Source organism: Robiginitalea biformata HTCC2501 (genome assembly GCF_000024125.1).
Classification (GTDB): domain Bacteria; phylum Bacteroidota; class Bacteroidia; order Flavobacteriales; family Flavobacteriaceae; genus Robiginitalea; species Robiginitalea biformata.
Genome location: NC_013222.1, coordinates 1,987,015 through 2,007,683, shown reverse-complemented (window position 1 = coordinate 2,007,683; position 20,669 = coordinate 1,987,015). Strand labels below are relative to the sequence as shown.

15 protein-coding genes are annotated in these 20,669 nt (G+C 56.4%); 5 read left to right on the top strand and 10 right to left on the bottom strand.

Annotated features, from left to right (window positions below):
- Window positions 1-92: 92 nt before the first annotated feature.
- Window positions 93-1,823, top strand: a complete 1,731-nt coding sequence (locus RB2501_RS09015) for a tetratricopeptide repeat protein (RefSeq protein ID WP_015754481.1) — start codon at window positions 93-95, stop codon at window positions 1,821-1,823.
- Window positions 1,824-1,846: 23 nt separating this feature from the next.
- On the opposite strand, the gene RB2501_RS09010 is transcribed toward RB2501_RS09015, so the two are convergent.
- Together RB2501_RS09010 and mnmA are read right to left on the bottom strand one after the other, a co-directional pair.
- Complete coding sequence (locus tag RB2501_RS09010; RefSeq protein ID WP_015754480.1) at window positions 1,847-2,794, bottom strand: NAD(P)H-dependent flavin oxidoreductase; 948 nt, start codon at window positions 2,792-2,794, stop codon at window positions 1,847-1,849.
- Between the two features lie 83 nt (window positions 2,795-2,877).
- Window positions 2,878-4,077 carry a tRNA 2-thiouridine(34) synthase MnmA gene (gene mnmA / locus RB2501_RS09005; protein ID WP_015754479.1) on the bottom strand — a complete coding sequence of 400 codons (1,200 nt, stop codon included), beginning with the start codon at window positions 4,075-4,077 and terminating at the stop codon, window positions 2,878-2,880.
- 179 nt (window positions 4,078-4,256) lie between these two features.
- Here mnmA and RB2501_RS09000 point away from each other — a divergent pair, with 179 nt between their 5' ends.
- On the top strand, window positions 4,257-5,732 hold the full coding sequence (locus RB2501_RS09000) for a fasciclin domain-containing protein (protein WP_015754478.1): 1,476 nt from the start codon (window positions 4,257-4,259) through the stop codon (window positions 5,730-5,732).
- Between the two features lie 265 nt (window positions 5,733-5,997).
- Here the strand turns inward: RB2501_RS09000 and RB2501_RS08995 are convergent, their stop codons facing one another.
- The 4 genes from RB2501_RS08995 to RB2501_RS08980 form a co-directional block, all read right to left on the bottom strand.
- Window positions 5,998-6,543 carry a DUF6515 family protein gene (locus tag RB2501_RS08995; protein WP_015754477.1) on the bottom strand — a complete coding sequence of 182 codons (546 nt, stop codon included), beginning with the start codon at window positions 6,541-6,543 and terminating at the stop codon, window positions 5,998-6,000.
- 225 nt (window positions 6,544-6,768) lie between these two features.
- A complete protein-coding gene (gene yidC / locus RB2501_RS08990; protein WP_015754476.1) occupies window positions 6,769-8,619 on the bottom strand; it encodes a membrane protein insertase YidC in 1,851 nt (616 codons plus the stop codon).
- A gap of 83 nt (window positions 8,620-8,702) precedes the next feature.
- Entirely contained in the window at window positions 8,703-10,340 is a 1,638-nt protein-coding gene (locus RB2501_RS08985) for a CTP synthase (protein WP_015754475.1), read from the bottom strand.
- 49 nt (window positions 10,341-10,389) lie between these two features.
- Window positions 10,390-10,635: a DUF3820 family protein gene (locus tag RB2501_RS08980; RefSeq protein WP_015754474.1), complete on the bottom strand. Its 246-nt coding sequence runs from the start codon at window positions 10,633-10,635 to the stop codon at window positions 10,390-10,392.
- Window positions 10,636-10,734: 99 nt separating this feature from the next.
- On the opposite strand from RB2501_RS08980, the gene RB2501_RS08975 reads away from it, so the two are divergent.
- On the top strand, window positions 10,735-11,640 hold the full coding sequence (locus tag RB2501_RS08975; protein WP_015754473.1) for a hydroxypyruvate isomerase family protein: 906 nt from the start codon (window positions 10,735-10,737) through the stop codon (window positions 11,638-11,640).
- A gap of 55 nt (window positions 11,641-11,695) precedes the next feature.
- Here RB2501_RS08975 and RB2501_RS08970 read toward each other — a convergent pair whose 3' ends face one another.
- From RB2501_RS08970 to guaA, 4 genes are read right to left on the bottom strand one after another with little or no spacing between them, the layout of a single operon-like run.
- Window positions 11,696-12,256 carry a DUF922 domain-containing protein gene (locus tag RB2501_RS08970; protein ID WP_015754472.1) on the bottom strand — a complete coding sequence of 187 codons (561 nt, stop codon included), beginning with the start codon at window positions 12,254-12,256 and terminating at the stop codon, window positions 11,696-11,698.
- On the bottom strand, window positions 12,244-12,648 hold the full coding sequence (locus RB2501_RS08965; protein WP_041327141.1) for an OsmC family protein: 405 nt from the start codon (window positions 12,646-12,648) through the stop codon (window positions 12,244-12,246). The genes RB2501_RS08970 and RB2501_RS08965 overlap by 13 nt, the downstream gene beginning before the upstream one ends.
- On the bottom strand, window positions 12,645-14,786 hold the full coding sequence (locus RB2501_RS08960; protein ID WP_015754470.1) for a LysM peptidoglycan-binding domain-containing protein: 2,142 nt from the start codon (window positions 14,784-14,786) through the stop codon (window positions 12,645-12,647). Before RB2501_RS08960 ends, RB2501_RS08965 begins: the two co-directional genes overlap by 4 nt.
- 1 nt (window position 14,787) lies before the next feature.
- Window positions 14,788-16,317: a glutamine-hydrolyzing GMP synthase gene (gene guaA, locus RB2501_RS08955; protein ID WP_015754469.1), complete on the bottom strand. Its 1,530-nt coding sequence runs from the start codon at window positions 16,315-16,317 to the stop codon at window positions 14,788-14,790.
- 324 nt (window positions 16,318-16,641) lie between these two features.
- On the opposite strand from guaA, the gene RB2501_RS08950 reads away from it, so the two are divergent.
- Window positions 16,642-18,492: a tetratricopeptide repeat protein gene (locus RB2501_RS08950; RefSeq protein ID WP_015754467.1), complete on the top strand. Its 1,851-nt coding sequence runs from the start codon at window positions 16,642-16,644 to the stop codon at window positions 18,490-18,492.
- Window positions 18,493-18,724: 232 nt separating this feature from the next.
- Window positions 18,725-20,410: a hypothetical protein gene (locus RB2501_RS08945; RefSeq protein ID WP_015754466.1), complete on the top strand. Its 1,686-nt coding sequence runs from the start codon at window positions 18,725-18,727 to the stop codon at window positions 20,408-20,410.
- Window positions 20,411-20,669 lie beyond the last annotated feature (259 nt).

Genomic DNA, 20,669 nt, shown 5'->3' with positions numbered 1-20,669 from the left:
TATGTATCTTCATGCGATACAGACCCTTACAGCCCTTCGGTTCCCCAGGCTGCGACAAGAAATGCTTCTGCAACCGCCTAATTCGCCTTCCGATGAAAAACAAGCTGTATCCGGGTATTTTTGCCTGCCTCGTCCTTCTGGCTGCCTTCCTGATCCGCCAAACTGAAAAATCAAACGTATTGCCCAAGCGATCGGCAGCTTCCATCGGCGCCCTGAAATGTACGGTAGCCCGATTTATGCTCGAACCGGTGGACAGTTCACGTCAAATTGCACCTTTGTTCGAAAATCTCGGGACCCACTCTATGCCCGTATACAATGCGCCGCCCCGGGCCCAGGCTTTTTTTGACCAGGGTCTGCGGCTGACCTATGCATTCAATCATGCCGAAGGACACCGTTCGTTTATGGAAGCGGCCAGGCTCGCTCCGGCTACGGCCATGGCCTACTGGGGACAGGCCTATGACCTCGGCCCGAACATCAACGATCCGGCTCCCGATCCGGAGCGAAAAACCAGGGCCTGGGAGGCACTCGAAAAAGCGAATCTTCATGCGCCGCAAGCCAGTGACCTTGAACGGGATTTGATCCGGGCCCTCAATGCGCGTTACAGCCCGGATACATTGGTTGAAACCTCGCTGTTGAATAGTGCGTATATGGATGCCATGCGGGAGGTTGCCCTCCGACACCCGGACCACCCGGACGTATTGACACTTTACGCTGCCTCGATCATGAATACCATGCCCTGGTCCTATTGGGATATGGACGGCAAGCCGGCTCCGAACACCCTGGCGGCAAAGGCTGCACTGGAAAAAGCAATACAGTTGCAACCGGACCACCCCGGGGCCCATCACTACTATATCCATCTGATGGAGCTGCCGGACCCGGACCGCGCAGTAAGCAGTGCCGAGAGCCTGGAGGGGCTGATGCCAGCCGCCGGACATATCGTTCACATGCCCTCCCATATTTATATCCGGGTCGGCAGGTATCAAGATGCCGTACGGGTGAACAAACTGGCCATCCTGGCCGACGAGGATTATATTTCGCAATGTTATTCCCAGGGCATCTATCCGCTTGGATACTACCCCCACAATATCCACTTCCTCTGGTCGGCGGCAAGCCTTATCGGGGAGAGCGTCACAGCCATAGATGCGGCAAAGAAAACTGCAGAGAAAGTACCCGTTGGGCAAATGGGGCAATTGCATTTCCTGCAGGATTTTGCCTCCACCCCTTTATTGGCGTATACCCGGTTCGGGAAATGGAACGATATCCTGACCTTTCCGGCACCGGGCCCCGGAAACCTGCACCTCAGCCTGATGCGGCATTATGCCCGGGGGATTGCGTTTATCCGGAAAGGGAATGCTAAGGAAGCCCGGGAGGAGCTCGAGGCCATCGATGCCTTAATCCGGGAGCCGGAACTCGCGGAAATCGTTGCGACTGCCAACAATTCTTCGGATCGGATAGCGGGGGTGGCCCGTGCCGTGGTAGCCGGGGAACTGGCAGCATTGGAAGGGGATTACGAACAGGCGGTGGCCCACCTGGAACAGGCGGTGGCACTGGAGGACGACCTCACCTATACGGAGCCTTCTGCCTGGCATATCCCGCCCCGCCAAAACCTGGGCGCCGTCCTGATGTTAGCCGGGGACTTTGACCGCGCGGAAGCGGTGTACCGTTCCGATCTTGAAAAACTGCGGCAAAATGGCTGGTCGCTTTACGGGTTGACACAGGCGCTCGAGGCCCAGGGGAAGAAAGAAGCAGCCCGGGCCATTCAGCGGGAATTCGACTCGGTTTGGCAATCCGCGGACCTGACGATCAGCCGGTCGGTACTTTAAATGCTGGGAGAGCCCGGGGTTATTCAGAATAAGTCCGGCACCTGTTTCCGCGCCGCCTCGAATTCGGACATCATTTGCCTCACAATTTCCGCTGCAGGCAGGATGTCCCGGATAATTGCGGAAACCTGGCCGATTTCTAGCTCCCCTTCCTCCAGGTCCCCCTCAAACATGCCGCGTTTGGCACGAGCCCGGCCCAGCAGGGTTTTCAAATCTTCCGGAGTGGCGCAGTTGGCATAGGCCGATTCGATATCCGAGTAAAACTTGTTCTTCAACAAGCGGACCGGGGCCAGTTCCTTCAGGGTCAACCGGGTATCCCCTTCTTCGGCCTCCACCACGCGTTGTTTGAAGGCCGGGTGGGAGGAAGCTTCCTCGCTGGCGACAAACCGGCTGCCAACCTGAACCCCGTCGGCCCCCAGGACCATGGCTGCCAGCATGGCCCGCCCGGTGGCAATGCCGCCGGCCGCCAGCAGCGGAAGATCCACTTTTTCCCGGACCGAAGGGATCAATGCCATGGTGGTGGTTTCATCCCGGCCGTTGTGCCCGCCTGCCTCAAATCCCTCGGCAACCACTGCATCCACCCCCGCCTCCTGTGCCTTGAGGGCAAATTTTACGCTACTGACCACGTGGACCACGGTGATCCCCGAGCGCTTCAGCGCAGCTGTCCAGGTTTTGGGGTTTCCCGCAGAGGTGAAAACAATCGGCACCCCTTCATCCCGGATGATATCCATCACCTTGTCAATGTCCGGGTAGAGCATCGGGACATTCACCCCAAAGGGTTGATCGGTAGCGGCCTGGCACTTGCGGATGTGTTCCCTCAGGATGTCCGGGTACATACTGCCGGCCCCGATCAGCCCCAGCCCCCCGGCATCCGAAACGGCGGCGGCCAGCCGCCAGCCACTGGCCCAGACCATCCCGGCCTGGATAAGCGGGTATCGGATATTGAATAGGCGGGTAATTCGATTGTGTGGCATAGTACAATTATTATTCGTGCCGCCAGAAGGCGATATGCTCCCAGCCGGGGCATTCTGCAAGGCGTATTATTCGGGGTATCCCGTCAGGCAATCACCCCGGAACCGATAAGTTCGTCACCGAGGTACCAGGCTACAAACTGCCCCTCGGTAATAGCAGACTGCGGTTCCCTGAAATCGACGTACAACCCCCCTTCTATTTTGTATAATGTGGCCTGCTGAAGTGCCTGCCGGTAGCGAATCCGCGCCTGCACCTCCATGGTCTGGTCGGGGTTGAGCGACAGGTCGGGGCGCACCCAGTGCAATTCGTCATCTGCCACAAACAGCGTCCGGCGATACAAGCCCGGATGCGATTTGCCCTGTCCGGTATAGATAATGTTTTTCGCCACGTCCGTCTGGATTACGAAGAGCGGGTCCGGGGTCCCCCCTACATCCAGTCCTTTGCGCTGGCCGATTGTAAAATAGTGGGCGCCCTGGTGGAGGCCAACATCCCGGCCGTCGGACGGGTCATACACCGGCTTCTCCGAATAGAATGCGAGCTCCTCACGGCGGTTCGAAAATTCAGGGACTTCCCTGAGGTACTGGGGTGCCGTGGCGGGGATTTCCACAATGCGGCCTTCCCGCGGCTCCAACTGCTGTTGCAGAAACTCGGGCAAGCGGACTTTTCCGATAAAACACAGGCCCTGGGAGTCCTTTTTATCGGCGGTAACCAGGCCGTTTTCGGCAGCCAGGGCGCGCACCTCGGATTTCTGGAGGTGGCCGATCGGAAAAAGGGCCCGGGAGAGTTGCTCCTGGTTGAGCTGGCAAAGGAAATACGATTGGTCCTTATTGGCGTCCGCCCCGGCGAGAAGCCGGTAGCGAACCTGACCGTCGGGGCCTGTGGCTTCGTCCTTCCGGCAATAATGGCCGGTAGCCACAAAATCCGCCCCGAGGTCCATTGCAATCTTGAGGAACAGGTCGAACTTGATCTCCCGATTGCACAATACGTCCGGGTTCGGGGTACGGCCCTGCTGATACTCGCGGAACATATAATTTACGATCCGCTCCTTGTAAGCAGCACTCAGGTCGACGGTCTGGAAAGGGATGCCGAGCTTTTCCGCTACTATGAGAGCGTCGTTGCTGTCGTCCAGCCAGGGGCATTCCCTGGAGATCGTCACGGAGTCATCGTGCCAATTCTTCATGAATAATCCGATCACCTCGTAGCCTTGTTGCTTGAGCAGCAGCGCCGTCACGCTGCTGTCTACGCCCCCTGATAATCCGACAACTACTTTCCTGGTCGTTCCCATAACGCGGCAAAATTACAAAATATTCCCGGGTCCGAAGCGGGGGCCAACCTACGGGCGCAAATGTCATTAAATAGCGCCCAAAAGCGGAATGCCTGTTAAACTTTTATTAAGCTGGTGATATTTTTGTTTAGTGTTTTGTAGGTTTGGTTAAACAATTTGTTATTCCTAAAAATCCTGCTATGAAAAAGTTTGCGTACAATCTATTATTCCTCCTTGGAGGAGTCGTCCTGCTGGGCCTGGCGGCCTGTTCAAGCGACGACGACGGCAACGGAATGCCGGAAGTGGAAGCAGATATTGTGGCGACCGCACAGGCAACTGCCGACCTGAGCAGCCTGGTGGCTGCCCTCTCAACCGCTGATGAGCTCGACAACACCGATCTGATCGGCATCCTCAGCGGCCCGGGGCCCTTCACAGTCTTTGCCCCCTCCAACGCCGCTTTCGGCCAGCTCTTCAACTCCCTGGACGGTTATGACAGTCTGGATGATTTTGACACGGACGCAGAAAAAGAGCTGCTTGCTTCCATCCTGACCTACCATGTAGTAGCCGGGGTAGCCGCCCAATCCGGCGACCTTACGGACGGAGCCAACGTCACTACCGTACAGGGTGAAACGCTGACCACTTCCCTCTCCGGGGGCGTGTCCGTCGTGGATGCCACCGGGATCCCGGCCAATGTTTCCACGGCCGATGTACTCGCCTCCAACGGCGTGGTCCACATTATCGATAAGGTCTTACTGCCCCAGGCCGTCCTGGACGCGCTTGAGGAAGCTGCCGCCGATCAGAATATCGTGGAGCTTGCCAATGCCACTGCAGACCTGTCCGCACTGGTGAATGCCCTGATCGAAGCCGATCTGGTGAGCACCCTGGAAGGAGAAGGCCCCTTTACTGTCTTTGCCCCGACAAACGACGCATTTGCCACTTTCCTCAGCGTCAATGGGTATACAAGCCTTGATGACATTCCCAATGAGGTACTGGTACAGTTATTACTGAATCATGTAGTGGCCGGGGAGGTTGCTTCCACTGACCTCTCCACGGGCTACATATCCTCATTATCCACTGCCGGCCCGGATGCTTCAAACCTCAGCCTGTATATCAATACGGAGGGCGGGGTGGCCATCAACGGCGTTTCCAACGTAAGTACGGCCGATGTATCGGCGTCCAATGGAATTGTCCACATAGTGGACGCGGTTATCGACATCCCCACCGTCGTGACATTTGCCACGGCAGACCCGACGTTTGCCCCCCTGGTTACGGCCCTGACCGATGGCACAACGGCCACGGATTTCCCGACAGTCCTCAGCGGTGACGGCCCCTTTACCGTATTCGCCCCGACGGATGCCGCTTTCCAGGCCCTGCTGGACAGCAACCCGGATTGGGATACTGTGACCGATATCGACGAGGCCCTGCTGACCTCCGTCCTGAATCACCACGTGGTAAGCGGAAACGTCCGTTCGGGCGATCTAACGGACGGCATCATGCCGACAACCCTTGAAGGCGATGCCATTACCATCAACCTGCCGGGTACAGGCGGCAATATCGCCGACGTCACCGACGGGTCCGGAACCTCCGGGATTGGTATAATCGCCGTGGACGTTCAGGCCGGCAACGGCGTGGTCCACGTACTGAACCAGGTGATGATACCGGACACTTCCAACTAGTTCTCCCAGCATCATTTCACAGAACTACCCTGTCCGGAACAGGGTGGTTTTGCCTTGTTCTGAATCCACCTGCCGGGCATACCTCAGAAAGCCGAAAGTTAGCATACAGATTCTGCGAATTGACAACTTTTCTTTTCAGTGCCCAAAGGGAATCCCCATATTGTCAGTCCCAAATCTTACCATTGGCTGGTCTGCCAGCTACGGAAAAAGCCCCCGACAATTGTCAGGGGCTTTCTTTCTTTCAGGCCTGCGGGGATGGAGCCGCTCATTCGTCCAGCAACTCGATGATCTCGTAGCCGTCGGCAACCTCTCTGTAGATCGCATCGTTGAGTTCGTAGCTGGCAAGGCCATTCATATCAATGGCCTCAGCCTCTTCCGGGAGCTCGGGAACCACAGCGCCCACCGGGGTGGGCACCACTTCGAACCCGTCATCCGCTTTTTTGTAGAAAACCCCTTCGGCGAACCAAAAAGTCCGGCTCCTGACCACGAGGCGGATCGGTTTTACGGCCAGACGGCGAATGCGGAATCCCACGGGCGGGAAGGCGCGCACATAAACGCCGCGACGCGCCAGGTAATAACGCCCCCGAACCGGGTAATAGTTTACGTTGCGCCAGACGATAGTCCGGGTGCCCCGGGGTAGTTTCCGAAGGGTCCGTCGTACCGCGCGCCGCTTCTTGCGGCGAATCTTGCGTTTGGCCGGGCGGTCTACCTCTACCACGGCAACGGTTCGGCTCGATTGGGCTGCCGTTTCGGCAGGTGTCCACAGGAGGAGTGCCAGGATCATGGCAACTGAAACATGGAAAGTTTTCATAGCGATTATCTTTTGGATTATTGGAAATTGGACTTTCAAAACAACCCGGGGATTAATCCGCCCCCTTACAATTCGATGAAATGCACATTTATTTCGGGATAGTCCGCAATGAACCGCGGCCGGCTGGCGATAAAAATTCCTAACCAGCCGGCAAAAAAAAACCCGGCCAGCCGGCCGGGAATTATTATTATACAACTTGTTGAAATTGAATCCGGGGAAAGGGGCTTACTTTTTCTTCTGCTTCTCAGCTTCCTCCATCATTTCCCGCATCTTCCGCTGGAATCGGTTCTCCTTCCGGGGTTTCTTTTTCTGCTCCTGGATCTGGGCGTGGATTTTCTCCTCGTCCAGGATCACGTTTTTGATCACCAGCATAATGCCGATGGTAATCAGGTTGGAAACAAAATAATACAAACTCAGGCCGCTGGCGTAGTTGTTGAAGAAGAACAGCATCATCAGTGGTGACAGGTACATGATGAACTTCATATTGGGCATCCCGGGCTGCGTTTGCATCTGCTGGCCGGTTGTCATCATCATGTAAAAGAAAATCGCCACGGATGCCAGGATCGGGAACAGACTCACATGGTCCCCGTAAAACGGGATGCTGAAGGGCAGCTGCGCAATGGTGTCATAGGAAGACAGGTCTTCCGCCCACAGGAACGACTTCTGCCTCAGGGCAAAGCTCGTTGGGAAGAACATGAAGAGCGCGTAAAAAATAGGCAACTGCAGCAGTGCGGGGATACAGCCGCTGAGCGGACTCACCCCGGCCTTGTTGTAAAGCTTCATGGTGGCCTGTTGTTTTTTCATCGCGTTGTCCTTGTACTTCTCGTTGATCTCGGTAATCTCCGGTTTCAGCACGCGCATCTTGGCCTGAGAAAGATAGGACTTGTAGGTGACCGGCGACATCAGGATCCGCACGATGATGGTCATGACCACGATAGCGATCCCGAACGGCAGGAAGGATGCCAGAAAACCGTAGAACGGGGTAAATATATACCGGTTGATCCAACCAAAGATCCCCCATCCAAAGGGGATGGAATCCGCCAGGGCCAGGTCTTCGTACTGCTCCAGCACATCGATATCCGTCGGCCCGAAATACCACTGCATGGAACGGCTTAGTTCTCCTCCCGTTACGGGGAGTTCGGATGCGATGGAGAACTCTTTGGTAAATGCCGTTTCGCTGCTTTCCTCCTCTACCAGGTCGTTGGATGTGAGCGTTACGGTATCCAGCGGCTCGTCTACTGCCAGGATGGAACTGAAAAAGTGCTGCCGGAAGGACATCCAGCGTACCTCGGATTCAGTTTCATCATCCTCCCCGCTGGCGGATAATTTGCTGATATCGTCCCCTTCGTGCCGATACGTCAGGCGGGTATACCGGTTTTCGTACATGACGCTCGGGTCGTGGCGGATGGCGCGCAGGCTCCACCGGAGCGGGACGCCTTTTGACGCGGACAAGGACAACCCCTGGGAGCGGATGTCAAAATCCAGGAGGTATTCCCCCGGACGGATCGTATAGCGGTATTCCAGGAATTGCCGGGGGCCTGCCATCGCCTTCATGGAGAGCACGCTGTTCTCCCCTTCCCGGCTCAGGGTGGGTTCAAAAAAGAGGTCCCGCGTATTGAGCACCCGGTTATCCGAGGTCGTGATTTCAAGGGAAAATTGTGCATTACCCTCCCGAACCAGGTAGACGGGCAGGGAATCGTGGTTGACGAATTGCTTCATGCGGGCTTCGACAATTTCCCCTCCCTTGTTGGAAATTTCCAGGGAGAGTACGTCGTTTTCCAGCAGGGTGGTACCCTCCACGGCCGGGGTATATGAGAAAGCCCCGATCCGGGAGGCATAGGCCGCCCGGGCAAGGGAGTCGTTCCCCTCCGGAACAGTAGCTGCGGGGGTTGCCGCCTGCTGCGGGGCCGCCGCTGCCTCGGCCCTCCGGATGGAATCCTGCACCTGTTCGGTAGCCTGTTTCTGGGCCTCCACCTCTTCCGGTGTCGGCTGGTTCGTGTAAAACCAATAAATCAGGATTCCGAATATGAGTACGAATCCGATGATGGAATTGATATCCAGTTTTTTTTCTTCCATGTAATTCTTTTGTCAGGACGCGGTGGCCGCAACACCCCCGGATTGTGCCGGGGGGGGTGCAAATATACGGCCAATCGGGAAGTTTATGCCATACTGGCATTGGTTCGTTGCATTTTATATTGGCGGACCGCCTGGACAAATCCCACGAAAAGCGGATGCGGGTTGGCCACGGTACTTTTGTACTCCGGGTGGTACTGCACCCCGATAAACCAGGGATGGGACGGCAGTTCTACAATTTCAACAAGCCCTGTCTCCGCATTGATCCCGGAGAATACCAGGCCGGCCGCTTCCATCTGCTCCTTGTAGTCGTTGTTGAATTCATAGCGGTGGCGGTGGCGTTCGGAAATCGTGGAGGCCCCGCTGTACATTTTGTGCACCAGGGTGTCTTCCGTCAGTTCACAGTCCCAGGCTCCCAGCCGCATGGTCCCCCCCTTATTGACAATTGTCTTCTGGGCTTCCATCAGATCGATGACCGGGTGGGGGGTCCGGGCATTCATCTCTGTGGAATTCGCATCGTCCAGCCCCAGGACATTCCGGGCAAATTCGATCACGGCCATCTGCATCCCCAGGCAGATTCCCAAAAACGGGATGTCTTGCTCCCGGGCGTACTGCACTGCTTTGACCTTGCCCTCAATACCCCGCTCCCCGAATCCCGGGGCCACCAGGATGCCGTCGAGCTCCTGCATTTTCTTTTCCAGGTTGTTTGTGCTGATGTGCTCGGAATGGATGGAGACCACATCCACTTCCACCCCGTTGATGGCCCCGGCGTGGATCAGGGCTTCCTGGATGCTTTTATAGGAATCCTGCAATTCCACGTACTTGCCAATCAGGCCCACCCGCACCACGCCCCGGGGGTTCTTGAGTTGCTTCAGGAATTCCATCCACTGCGTCAGGTTGGGCTCCGGGCTGACAGGAAGGGCGAGTTTCTGGAGGGCAACCTTATCCAGACCTTCCTCGTGCATCAGCACGGGTACGTCGTAAATCGTATTCGCATCGATCGACTGGATGACCGCTTCCTTTTTTACATTGCAGAACAGGGCGAGTTTCTGCTTGATTTCTTCCGAGAGTTCGTGTTCCGTCCGGCAAACCAGGATATCCGCCTTGATCCCGCTCTCCATGAGCGTTTTTACCGAGTGCTGGGTAGGTTTGGTCTTGAGTTCCCCTGCAGCCGACAGATAGGGCACCAGGGTCAGATGGACCACTATGGCATTATTCTCCCCCAGTTCCCAGAGCAATTGGCGAACCGCTTCGATATAGGGCAGGGATTCGATATCCCCCACGGTCCCGCCGATTTCGGTGATGACCACGTCGTAATCCCCGCTGTTGCCCAGGATCTGGATCCGCTCCTTGATTTCATTCGTAATGTGCGGCACCACCTGGACGGTTTTCCCGAGGAATTCCCCCCTCCGTTCCTTTTCGATGACGCTTTGGTAAATCCTGCCCGTGGTTACGTTGTTGGCCTGGGAGGTCCGCACATTCAGGAACCGCTCGTAATGCCCCAGGTCCAGGTCCGTTTCCGCCCCATCGTCGGTGACGTAACACTCTCCGTGTTCATAGGGGTTGAGCGTACCCGGGTCTACGTTGATGTACGGGTCGAGTTTCTGGATGGTGGTTCTCAGGCCGCGGGCCTGCAGGAGTTTGGCCAGGGAGGCTGCGATGATGCCTTTACCCAATGAAGAGGAGACTCCCCCCGTAACGAAGATGTATTTAGTAGCTGCCATTGGCGGAATGTATGTTACGGGATTCAAAGTTACAAATTACCTGAGGAAATCAGGGGTTCTGCCGGGGAAATTCTTTCCGGATCCGGGCCAGCATCCCCTCCAGGCCGTTTTCCTTCATCCCGAAGACAATCTGCAGGTTCCGCCCGAGTTTCCCGGGCGGAAATCCCTTCCCGCGGAACCAGACCAGGTAGGGCAACGGCAGCTCGTACAGCAGCCTCCCTTTGTATTTGCCAAAAGGCATCCTGTAGTGGGCGAGCTCGATGAGTTCTTTCCGGGAGGGGGTGGAGTGGTCCATTTGCAGCGGGTTCCGATAGCCGTAAGGCCTAATTTCAGGGCCTGATACCCCGTATCCGGGCAAATATAGTATCTTTAAATCACAGAGAAACCCGACCAAATGGAACGCAGAAAATTTATTGGCCGCAGTGCAGCGGCCTCAGCAGCTTTATTTACGCCGGTTGCCGGACAGCACTTACGGGAGGCGTCCCCGCAACCCGAATCCGGGAAGTCCGAAACCGGTGCATTCAAACCGAAACCCACCGAAGGAGTTATCAATCACAGCGTGTGTTATTGGTGCTACGGCAGCATCCCCCTGGATACGTTCCTGGGGAATATCGCGGAATTGGGCATCGGGGCCATCGACCTGGTGGGGCCCGAAGAATTCCCCCTGCTGAAAAAACACGGGATCCACGCCTCGATGTGCTGGGGCGCCGGCAAAGGGATTGTCGAAGGCTGGAACGACCCCCGGCTCCACGACGAACTGGTTGCCGACTACAATGAAAAAATCCCGATCATCGCGGAGGCCGGATATACAAACCTGATTTGCTTTAGCGGCAACCGCAACGGGATGAACGATTTGGTTGGGTTGCAGAATTGCGTGGAGGGCCTGAGTAAAATTATGCCCACAGCCGAAAAGTACGGCGTTGTCCTGCAGATGGAACTCCTCAATTCCAAAGTGGACCACAAGGACTATATGTGCGACAATACGCTCTGGGGGGTGGAACTTTGCCGTCGCCTGGGTACGGACCACTTCAAACTGCTATACGACATCTACCACATGCAGATAATGGAGGGCGATGTCATCCGCAACATCCGCGAATACCATCCGTACTTCGGACACTACCACACGGGCGGGAACCCCGGCCGGCACGAAATTGACGAAACCCAGGAGCTGTATTACCCGGCAATTATGCGGGCCATTGCTGCCACCGGTTTTACGGGCCACGTGGCACAGGAATTCATCCCGTCCTGGGAAGACAAACTTGCCGCGCTGAAGCAGGGCATCGAAATCTGCGATATCTAGGCCCGGGGAGGTTCCGGGTAGGATAACGGGAAACAGGGTGTTCTCCCGGGCTACTTTAAGGAGTGTCGGGGCCGGCGAGCATCCCGGCAATGTCTTCGTTCCACCGGAATTGGGCCGCGCGGTTCCGCGAATAGTCCGTTTCCCGGTCGTAGCGGTTCTGGAATTCTGACAACTCCCGGTTGATATCCGTGAAGATTCGTCGTACTTCGGCTTTGACGTTCCCGGTAAAGACCCCTTCTTTCAAGCGCTTCCTGAATTTCCGAGCAAATAGTTCCGAGATGTCGAAGTGCAATTGTTCGTGGCTGAGCACCACCTCATCGCAACTTTCCGAATGGTACCAGGATTTATCCGGGTAGAAATAGGTGTCCACCCGAAAATCCAGGGAGTATCGCTCCCCGGAACCTGTGGCGTTGTAGCTGTAGGTGATCCCGCTAGCCGTGGTGGCAGCTATCCGTCTGCTTTCCGGCGGTTCCGCCCGGAAATCACTCCAGGCCAGCCGGGTTTGCGGGTGCCAGAGGATGGCGTCTTCCCCCCGGGCGCTCCCCTCCCCCTGGGCCGATGCAAGTTGGCAAAAACCCAAAAGGAATACGAGGCGGAGCTGTTTTATTGCGTCCAATGGAACCGGATATCCTTTTCGATGTCTTCGTGCAGGCTCAGCATCACCGGGCAGGTACGCCCCGTGCGTTCCAGGATTTTTCGGTCCTTTTCCCCCACGCCTTTGGGCAGGTACAAATCCACTTCAATGCGCGAAATTCTGCGGGGGGCAGCCGACATATGCTTGGTAACTTCAGCCAGGGAACCCTCGAGGGCCACGTCCATATCCCGCGCTTTAATCCCCATCACCGTGAGCATGCAATTTGCCAGGCCCGTAGCCACGGTATCCGTGGGGCTGAACGCCTCCCCCTTGCCGTGATTGTCCGTGGGGGCGTCCGTGAGGTAGACACTTCCGGAGCGCAGGTGGGTACACTCGGTGCGCAGGCCGCCCATATATACTACTTTCGATGTCATGGCCCCTGGATTTCGCGGATTTGCAGGCCGTCGTACATCAGGATGTACGACGCGGTGTTGTAATATCCGGATTGCAGTTTTTTGATATAGTTGAAGGTGTTCCCGCTGTACCGGGTGGCCCCGATCTGGTCCGCAGCCTCAAAGAGGTCCAGCTTATAAGCCAGCCGGAGCAGCAAGTCCATCCCCAGGTCAAAACCCCGGACGGCGTACCGGTCCGGTTCCCCTCCGAACCGCTCGCGGTAGCGGCGTGTAAAGGAAGACGGGGAGACATCCCGGTAGACCGAAGGAAAGGTAAACCTCAGGTTCGCCAGGTGCGTTGCCGAAAGCTCTTTGTGGTCGAATGCCCGGCCCCGGTTTGTGGTAAACATCCGCACCCGGGTTTCCTCCGTATTGGCCGAGTTCAGGATGGAACTTACACTGGAGGCGATCCGGTAGTTGTCGGTTTCCAAAAAGACCCAGTTCTCACGTTCTTCAGACAGGGCCTCCATGAATGCCTCCCGGTCCAGGGAAATATTTTCCTCCTCTTCCCGGAGCGGCACGAGTTCCGCTGCGGGGAATGCTTCCAGAATCTCCGATTCCACTTCCCGGTGGGCCTGATCGGAGATCACCAAAATGTTCTGGTCGGTAACTTGTTCCTTCATGTAGTCGAGCATCCGGCGCCTGAGCTCTGCTTCCTCCGTATAGGTGTGGAAGATATTCTGCAGGGGGAACTCCCCGTTGATCGGGACCGGGGCAATTACGGGAACATCCAGCTCCGAAGCCCTGGCTGCCACTTCCCGGATGGAGTTGGGCTCCAGGGGCCCCACAATCGCGCTGAGGTTCTCCAGGTCTTCCTGCAAAAGCAAATTGCGGACCCGGTTGGCACTGAGCTGCGTGTCAAAGGTCTTTACTTCTACCGAAATTCCCATGTCCGCTACGGAATCCAGAGCGACCAGAAAACCGGAATACAGGCCCAGGCTGTACTTCAGGGCATTGTTGTTCCGGATCCGTTCCTGTGTCTTCTCCGGATCGGACAGGTCCAGGCGGTCCAGGCGGAAAGGGAAAAGCACCAAAAGCCGCGGCCGGTTGCCCGTATCGATGCTGTCCCGCAGGTCAAATTCGTCGATGACCAGTGCATTTTTCACCTCCAGGCCTTCTGCCCGGTCCCGGGGGAGTTTCAGCACCATCCCGGCTTTCAGCCCGGTGGCGAGTTCCGGGTTGAGGGCACGGAGTTCCGGGTACCCGATCCCTAATTTGCGGGTCAGGGAAAACTCGGTCTGTTTGGGTTTTACCTCGTAAAAAATATAATTGGAGGCATTCACTGCCGTGGTATCCGCCTTTTTCTCGGGGAGTCGCAGCTTCATGCCCTCCTGGAGGTTGCCGCGTTCCAGGATTTCCGGGTTGAGCCGGATGATTTCCTCCCGGCTGATCCCGAATTCCTGGCTCAGGCTGAAAAGTGTTTTCCTGGGGGGTACCGTATAGGAGCGGTACACCTGGGATTCCTGCTTCTCGATTCCGGAACCCGGTAGGCGGGGTACCTGCAATTCCTGGCCTTCTGCCAGGTAGCTCGTGCTGCGGGGGAGGCCCGGGTTGAGCTGCAGCAGGCTGTCGATGGTAATCCCGTATTTATGCGCAATACTCCACCGGGTTTCCTTGGCCTGGACGGTATAGGTTGTCAGGAGTTCCTCCAGGGCTTCGGCCTCCCGGTAACTCTCTGAAAACTGGGGGATCCTGAGGACCATCCCGCGTTGGAGCGGACGGGAATACAGGTCCGGGTTATAGCGTTTGACCTCCTCCTCGCTCACCTGGTAGCGTTGGGTAATACTGAACAGGGTTTCCTTTCGCCTCACCCGGTGGGTACGGAAGGTGACCTGTTCCCGGGCCGTAGAATCCGGGTCGGATACGGTTGGGCGGTTTAAAACGGTATTGCCGGCACGCCCGGGGATCACCAGGATGGTATTCGGGCGGAGCGTCCCGTCCGGGTCTACTTCCTTGTTGTATTTCAGGAGCTCCTGGGGGCTCACCTGGTATTGCCGCGCAATGGAATAGAGGGTTTCCCCCCGCTTCACGGCATGGGTGCTGAATTGCTGGGCTTTTACCTTGCAGCCGATGGACAGGGCGCAAAGCAGCAACAGCAGGTACTTACACACAACGTTCATGTTATTCCCATTCTATGGTAGCCGGGGGCTTGGAACTGATGTCGTAAACCACCCGATTCACCCCGGGCACCTTATTGATAATGTCATTTGAGGTCTTCTGCAGAAATTCGTACGGCAGGTTGACCCAGTCGGCCGTCATTCCATCCGTACTTTCCACTGCCCGTAAAGCTACGCATTTTTCATAAGTCCTTTCGTCCCCCATCACCCCCACGCTGTTGACCGGGAGGAGCATGGCCCCCGCCTGCCAGATCTTGTCGTACAGGCCCCATTCGCGGAGTCCGTTGATAAATATATGGTCCACTTCCTGGAGGATGGCGACCTTTTCCCGGGTAATGTCCCCAAGGATGCGGATTGCCAGTCCCGGACCCGGGAAGGGGTGCCTCCCCAAACGCTCAGCCGGGATATCCAGGCTGGCGCCCACGCGTCGCACCTCATCCTTAAAAAGCATCTTCAGTGGTTCTACCACCTTCAGCTTCATAAAGTCCGGCAGGCCACCCACATTGTGGTGACTCTTGATGGTTGCAGAGGGCCCCCCGGTAGCCGATACCGACTCGATAACATCCGGATAGATAGTTCCCTGCCCCAACCATTTTGCATCTTCCACCAGGTGGGCTTCGTCGTCAAACACCTCGATAAACACCCGGCCGATGATCTTTCGTTTCTTCTCGGGGTCCGATTCCCCTTCCAGGGCATCCAAAAAGCGTGCCGAAGCGTCAACGCCCTTAATGTTCAACCCCATATCCTTATACTGGTGAAGCACTTCTTCAAATTCATTCTTGCGCAGCAGCCCGTTGTTCACAAAGATGCAGTGCAGGTGTTTCCCAATGGCGCGGTGGAGCAACATGGCCGCCACCGTGGAATCGACACCCCCGGAAAGGCCGAGAATAACTTTTTCGGTCCCGATCTTCTCCTTGAGTTCCGCCACGGTGGTCTCCACAAAGGCTGCGGGCGTCCAGGTTTGTTCCAGGCCGGCGATATCCACCAGGAAATTCCTCAGGATCAGGCTTCCGGCCGTGGTGTGGTAGACTTCAGGGTGGAACTGGATCCCGTAGATCCGTTCGTCCGGCATCTTGAATGCGGCATTCGGCACGTCGTGGGTACTGGCCAGAAGCACCGCCCCGTCCGGCAGTTGCTGAATCGTATCGCTGTGGCTCATCCATACCTGGCTACCCACCGGGACATCCTTCAGGAAAGGGTCCTGGGCCACGTGGGCAAGTTTAGCCCGGCCGTACTCCCGCGTTTTCGACGGGGCCACATTTCCCCCGTTAAAATGGGCAATGTACTGGGCGCCATAGCAGATGGCCAGGATGGGTTTATGGCCTTTGATCCGGCTCAGGTCCGGGTGGGGGGCGTCGTCCGACCGGGTGGAAAAGGGGGAGCCGGAAAGGATCACCGCTTTGTAGCCGTCGAGGTCGCCGGGCAGGTTGTTGTAGGGTTTGATTTCGCAGAATATATTCAGTTCGCGGACCCGCCTTGCGATCAGCTGGGTGTACTGGGAACCGAAATCCAGGATGAGAACGTTATTTTGCATGGGCAAAAATAGCAAAAACCCGCAAGGACTCCTGCCGTTTTTTCAGGAGAGTTTTCCCAAGGTTATCGACAATTTAAAGGTTCTCCCAGGGGGTTTATACCGACTAACTGCCAGCGAGTGCCAGATTTCATACAATTAAACAATCGGTAGATATAATTGATATTTATATCCTGATTAACAACACATAAAGTGCTTTCCTACAAATTTAATATTCCTGAAATATCCTTAGGATTGGTGTGCTGACCGGAGCGGACGGGCCGGCCTCTTCCTCAAAATTTTCCTGTTGGCAAAAAATACTACTTTTAATCCACTACAGAGAAAATCATGAAGTGTATTTCGTTTGTATTCCTGCTGTTGATTCCAATTGGCAACGGGCAGCTCGTTGCCCAGGATTCCCTGCAGCTGGACAGCCTGCAGCGCGTCTATCGTTCCATGCCCGAGGATACCGCCCGGGTCCGCCTGCTGGGGGAACTCTACCAGGCCTACGTGTACAGGGATGTCGACCGGGCCGCCCAATACGCCAGGGAAAGGATTGCCTTATCCAGGAAACTGGAATATACCGAGGGCCTCGCCGCCGGGTTCTACGATCTGGGAGGCTATTTTAAAAATACCGGACAAAACGATTCCGCCATGGCCCGGCTTGCCGATGCCCGGGAGCTTTATGAGTCGCTGGACGACACCGTGATGCTCATCCGAATAGACCATACCCGGGCAATCCTGGAAATGGAGCTGGGGCGCTACGATTCGGCCCTGGCCATCAGCAACCGGAATATGGTTAAGCGGCAGGAGCTCGGGGACACCCTGGGGATGGCCATTGAGCGGGTATTCCGCGGCGGGATCTACGAGAACAAAGGGTATTTCAACCTGGCCTATGAAGATATCCTGCAGGCAGTAAGGCTCTACGAGCACCTGGACAACCCGTTGCGAATGGCGGATGCCCTCAATAGCCTTGGGTCGCTGGAATCCACCATGAAAAACTACCGAAAATCCCTGGAATACAGCGGGCAGGCTTTAGAAATATACCGTCAGCAGGACGACAGGCTGTTCCAGGGGGTGGCCGCCAACGCAATCGGTCAGAGCCATATCCTCCTGGAGGAATACCGGGAAGCCATCCCGTTTCTGGAAGAAAGCATTACCCTGAGCAGGGAGATGCAAGTCCCCGTCATTGAAGGCGCAGCCTTGCGGAATTTGGGGCGCGCCTACATCGCACTCGGTCGGGGAAATTCCGGGCTGGAACTGCTGGATTCGGCCATTGCCGTACACCGACGTGCGGGCCGGCCCATCGCCCTGGTCCGATCCCTGGGTTACGCTTCCGACGCCTATACGGAGGCGGGGCGGCCGGTCCGGGCGCTCGACTACCTGGATGAGGCCATCCGGATGGTGGATACGCTCGGGGCCCGGCCCCATTGGTATGATTTGTTCAAAAGCCGCTCGGATGCCCTGGCCCAGTTGGGCAGGTACCCGGATGCCCTTCGGGCGGAAAAGGAATTCAGCCAGCTGCGGGACAGCGCCCTGCAGCGGGAACGGGTCCAGCAGGTAGAGGAATTGCGTACCCGGTTTGAAACAGAGAAGAAAGAGCAGCAAATTGCCATTCAGGAGCGCGAAATCGATTTGCTGGAGGCCGAGGCCCGGGTGGGGAACCTGCAGCGGATACTGCTCGGGTCCGGGTTGCTGTTGTCCCTGATCGGGTTCTATGGCGTACGGCAAAAATGGAAGCGAACCCGGGCGGAAAAATCGAAAGTGGACGCCGAACTCGCATTCCGCCAACGGGAACTGACCACACACGCCCTGCACCTTGCCCGCAAGAACGAACTCCTGGAGAGCTTAAAATCCAAGGCCCGGGAATTACAGGAATCCAACCGGTCCGGGGGCTACCGGGAACTGATCCGGACCATCAATTTTGACCAGAGGGACGATGCGCACTGGGAACACTTCACCCGCTACTTCGAAAATGTGCACAAAGACTTCAGCAGGAATGTCCGGGACCGTTTCCCGGATGTGACCAAAAACGAACTCCGGTTTATGGCACTGATGAAGATGAACCTGTCGTCCAAGGAAATCGCCACCATCCTCAATATCTCGCCGGACGGGGTTAAAAAAGCCCGGCAGCGATTGCGCAAAAAAATGCAACTCGCCCCGGAGGAATCCCTGGAAGCTTCGGTAAACGCCCTGTAGGCAACTGGGAGCACCATCCGTTCAACCCCCCGTGACTATTGGGCTTGTGGCCTGTACCCCCTTTGTACCCCCTCCACATTTTTAACCGGGAAACCGAAGCCCTATGTTTGATCGTCATCCAGGAAACACCTTATGACAACTTGTTTTGTGGTCTTGTCCCGGAGCGTGCTGCAGAACCCTCCGGACAGGGTCCACAAAAGAAAATCAAATGCAAACCACAAAACAAATTCCAATGAAAACAATCAAAAATTCCAGGTGGCTGATTCTCGTGCTTTTGGCCGGTACACTCGGCCTGTCATGCAGCAAAGACGACCCCGGAAACGGGGATGGCAACGGGGGCAACGGACTCGAGCAACGCAACGGTCTCGATGAGTCGGAGGTAGCCGCCGACCCCGGGGCAATCGGGTTAAGCGTGAGTGCCCGTTCCCTGGCGCGGAAAGGATATCACCCGGAATTGGCGGCCATCCGGATCCAAGGGACGCATAGCGCGTTGAGCGCCGAGGTAGTCATCGATGCGGATACCCAGATCGGTGCCCTGTCTTTTGAAAACGAGGACCTGAGCGAATCCGAAAGGAGGGACCTGAGCGACGGGGTGCCGCTGACCGTGGAAATCCGCAACGCAAACGACAGTGTCCTGGCTACCAAAACTTTTTCGAAAATTTCGTTTACCTCCTCCCCGTCCCTGACGCCCATTGACAATGAGGCGCTGCCGGATAAATTCCGCACGGTAACCCTGCGGCCCGGCGTGTACTACTACCTCCAACTGGTGGATGAGGACGGAACAGAAATATACGGGGCCCCGGCATCGGATTCCTACACCAACGGCACCAACCTCTCCACACGGATCAATGTGCGGCAGGCGGATGAACTGGACTACAATTCGGAATACGTGGACCTGTATACCCGGTTCCTTTTTACCGAGATGCCCGGGCAGCCCGGGGTGTACTCCATCGGTCTCCGGGATAAAGACACCCCGGACAACCTCCTCTACATGTATATCAAGGTCGACAATTCCCGCGTATTAAATATACAAAGCCGGGCAAACCGGGCCCGGAACGGCGACAATACCGACCCCACCCAACCCCCGAATTACGCGTTCCGGATTGAGAAAACGCCGAACGGCCTGTTCACGATCACCCCCACCGAACAAAACCGGCCGCTCGTGTTGAGCGAAAACGGATTATACCTGCATTGCGCCCCGGGCAGCGAAAACGAGACGCCGGCCTATTTTCGGATCCTGGCTTTCGATATTGACTGGGAAATCCAGTCCCTGGAATACAAGCACCTGCAACCCATACTGCCGCCTGCAGGCACTTCCTTTGCCTACAATAGCACGCTGGTGAATTGCAGCAGCGGGGAGCTTGTACAGGAAGTCGGCGTCAACCAAACCCGGGAGACCAAATCGGTATTCGGATGGGAGGAGAGTTTTTCCCTGAGCAGCAGCCAGGAGTATTCGGTAGACGTGTCCATGGAGTCGACGATTTCAGCGGAATTTTACGGGGTCGGGTCTTCGGTGAGCTCCTCGGTATCCGAAAGCTACACCACCACGCGTTCCCAGACGAATACGAGTACGCAATCCGCGGCGTTTGAAACAACGGAATCCATTGAGCTGTCTACGAGGCGGAGCCTGACTGTGCCGGCCAAAAAAGCCACCCTGGTGTCCGACATGTACCAATCCTATGAAAACGTACGCGTGCCTTTTGTCCAGCGTTTCCGGATCAAGGGAGCCTACCAGGGCGACAATTCACCCCTCACGGGAGACGAAATCATCACGCAGTTCGCCTTCAACCAGTTCACCGGGGTGATTACGGAAAAAGGCGCCGATTACATCGAAGTTACCGTACGGGGCACCAATACGATCGACGAGCTCATCGATACGCAAACCGTGGCACGGGATGTCCCCTCCGAATGCAATTGACCCCCCGGCCCCGTTTCCGGGAAGGTTATTGAAACGAAAAACCCCGGCGGGATCCGCCGGGGTTTTCGTTCTCCCGGCCTCCCGGGACAAAACCAACCTAAACACATGAACTAATTATGACACAAAAATTATTCATCAAAAGCGCCTTGCGCTGAGGAAATCGCTCCCGTTGCAGTCTGCTGCCCCGGGAAGCGATTGATTCCTTTTTCATGGCAACTTTGGTATATAAACAACCAGCGAACGTTTTACCCTACCCCGC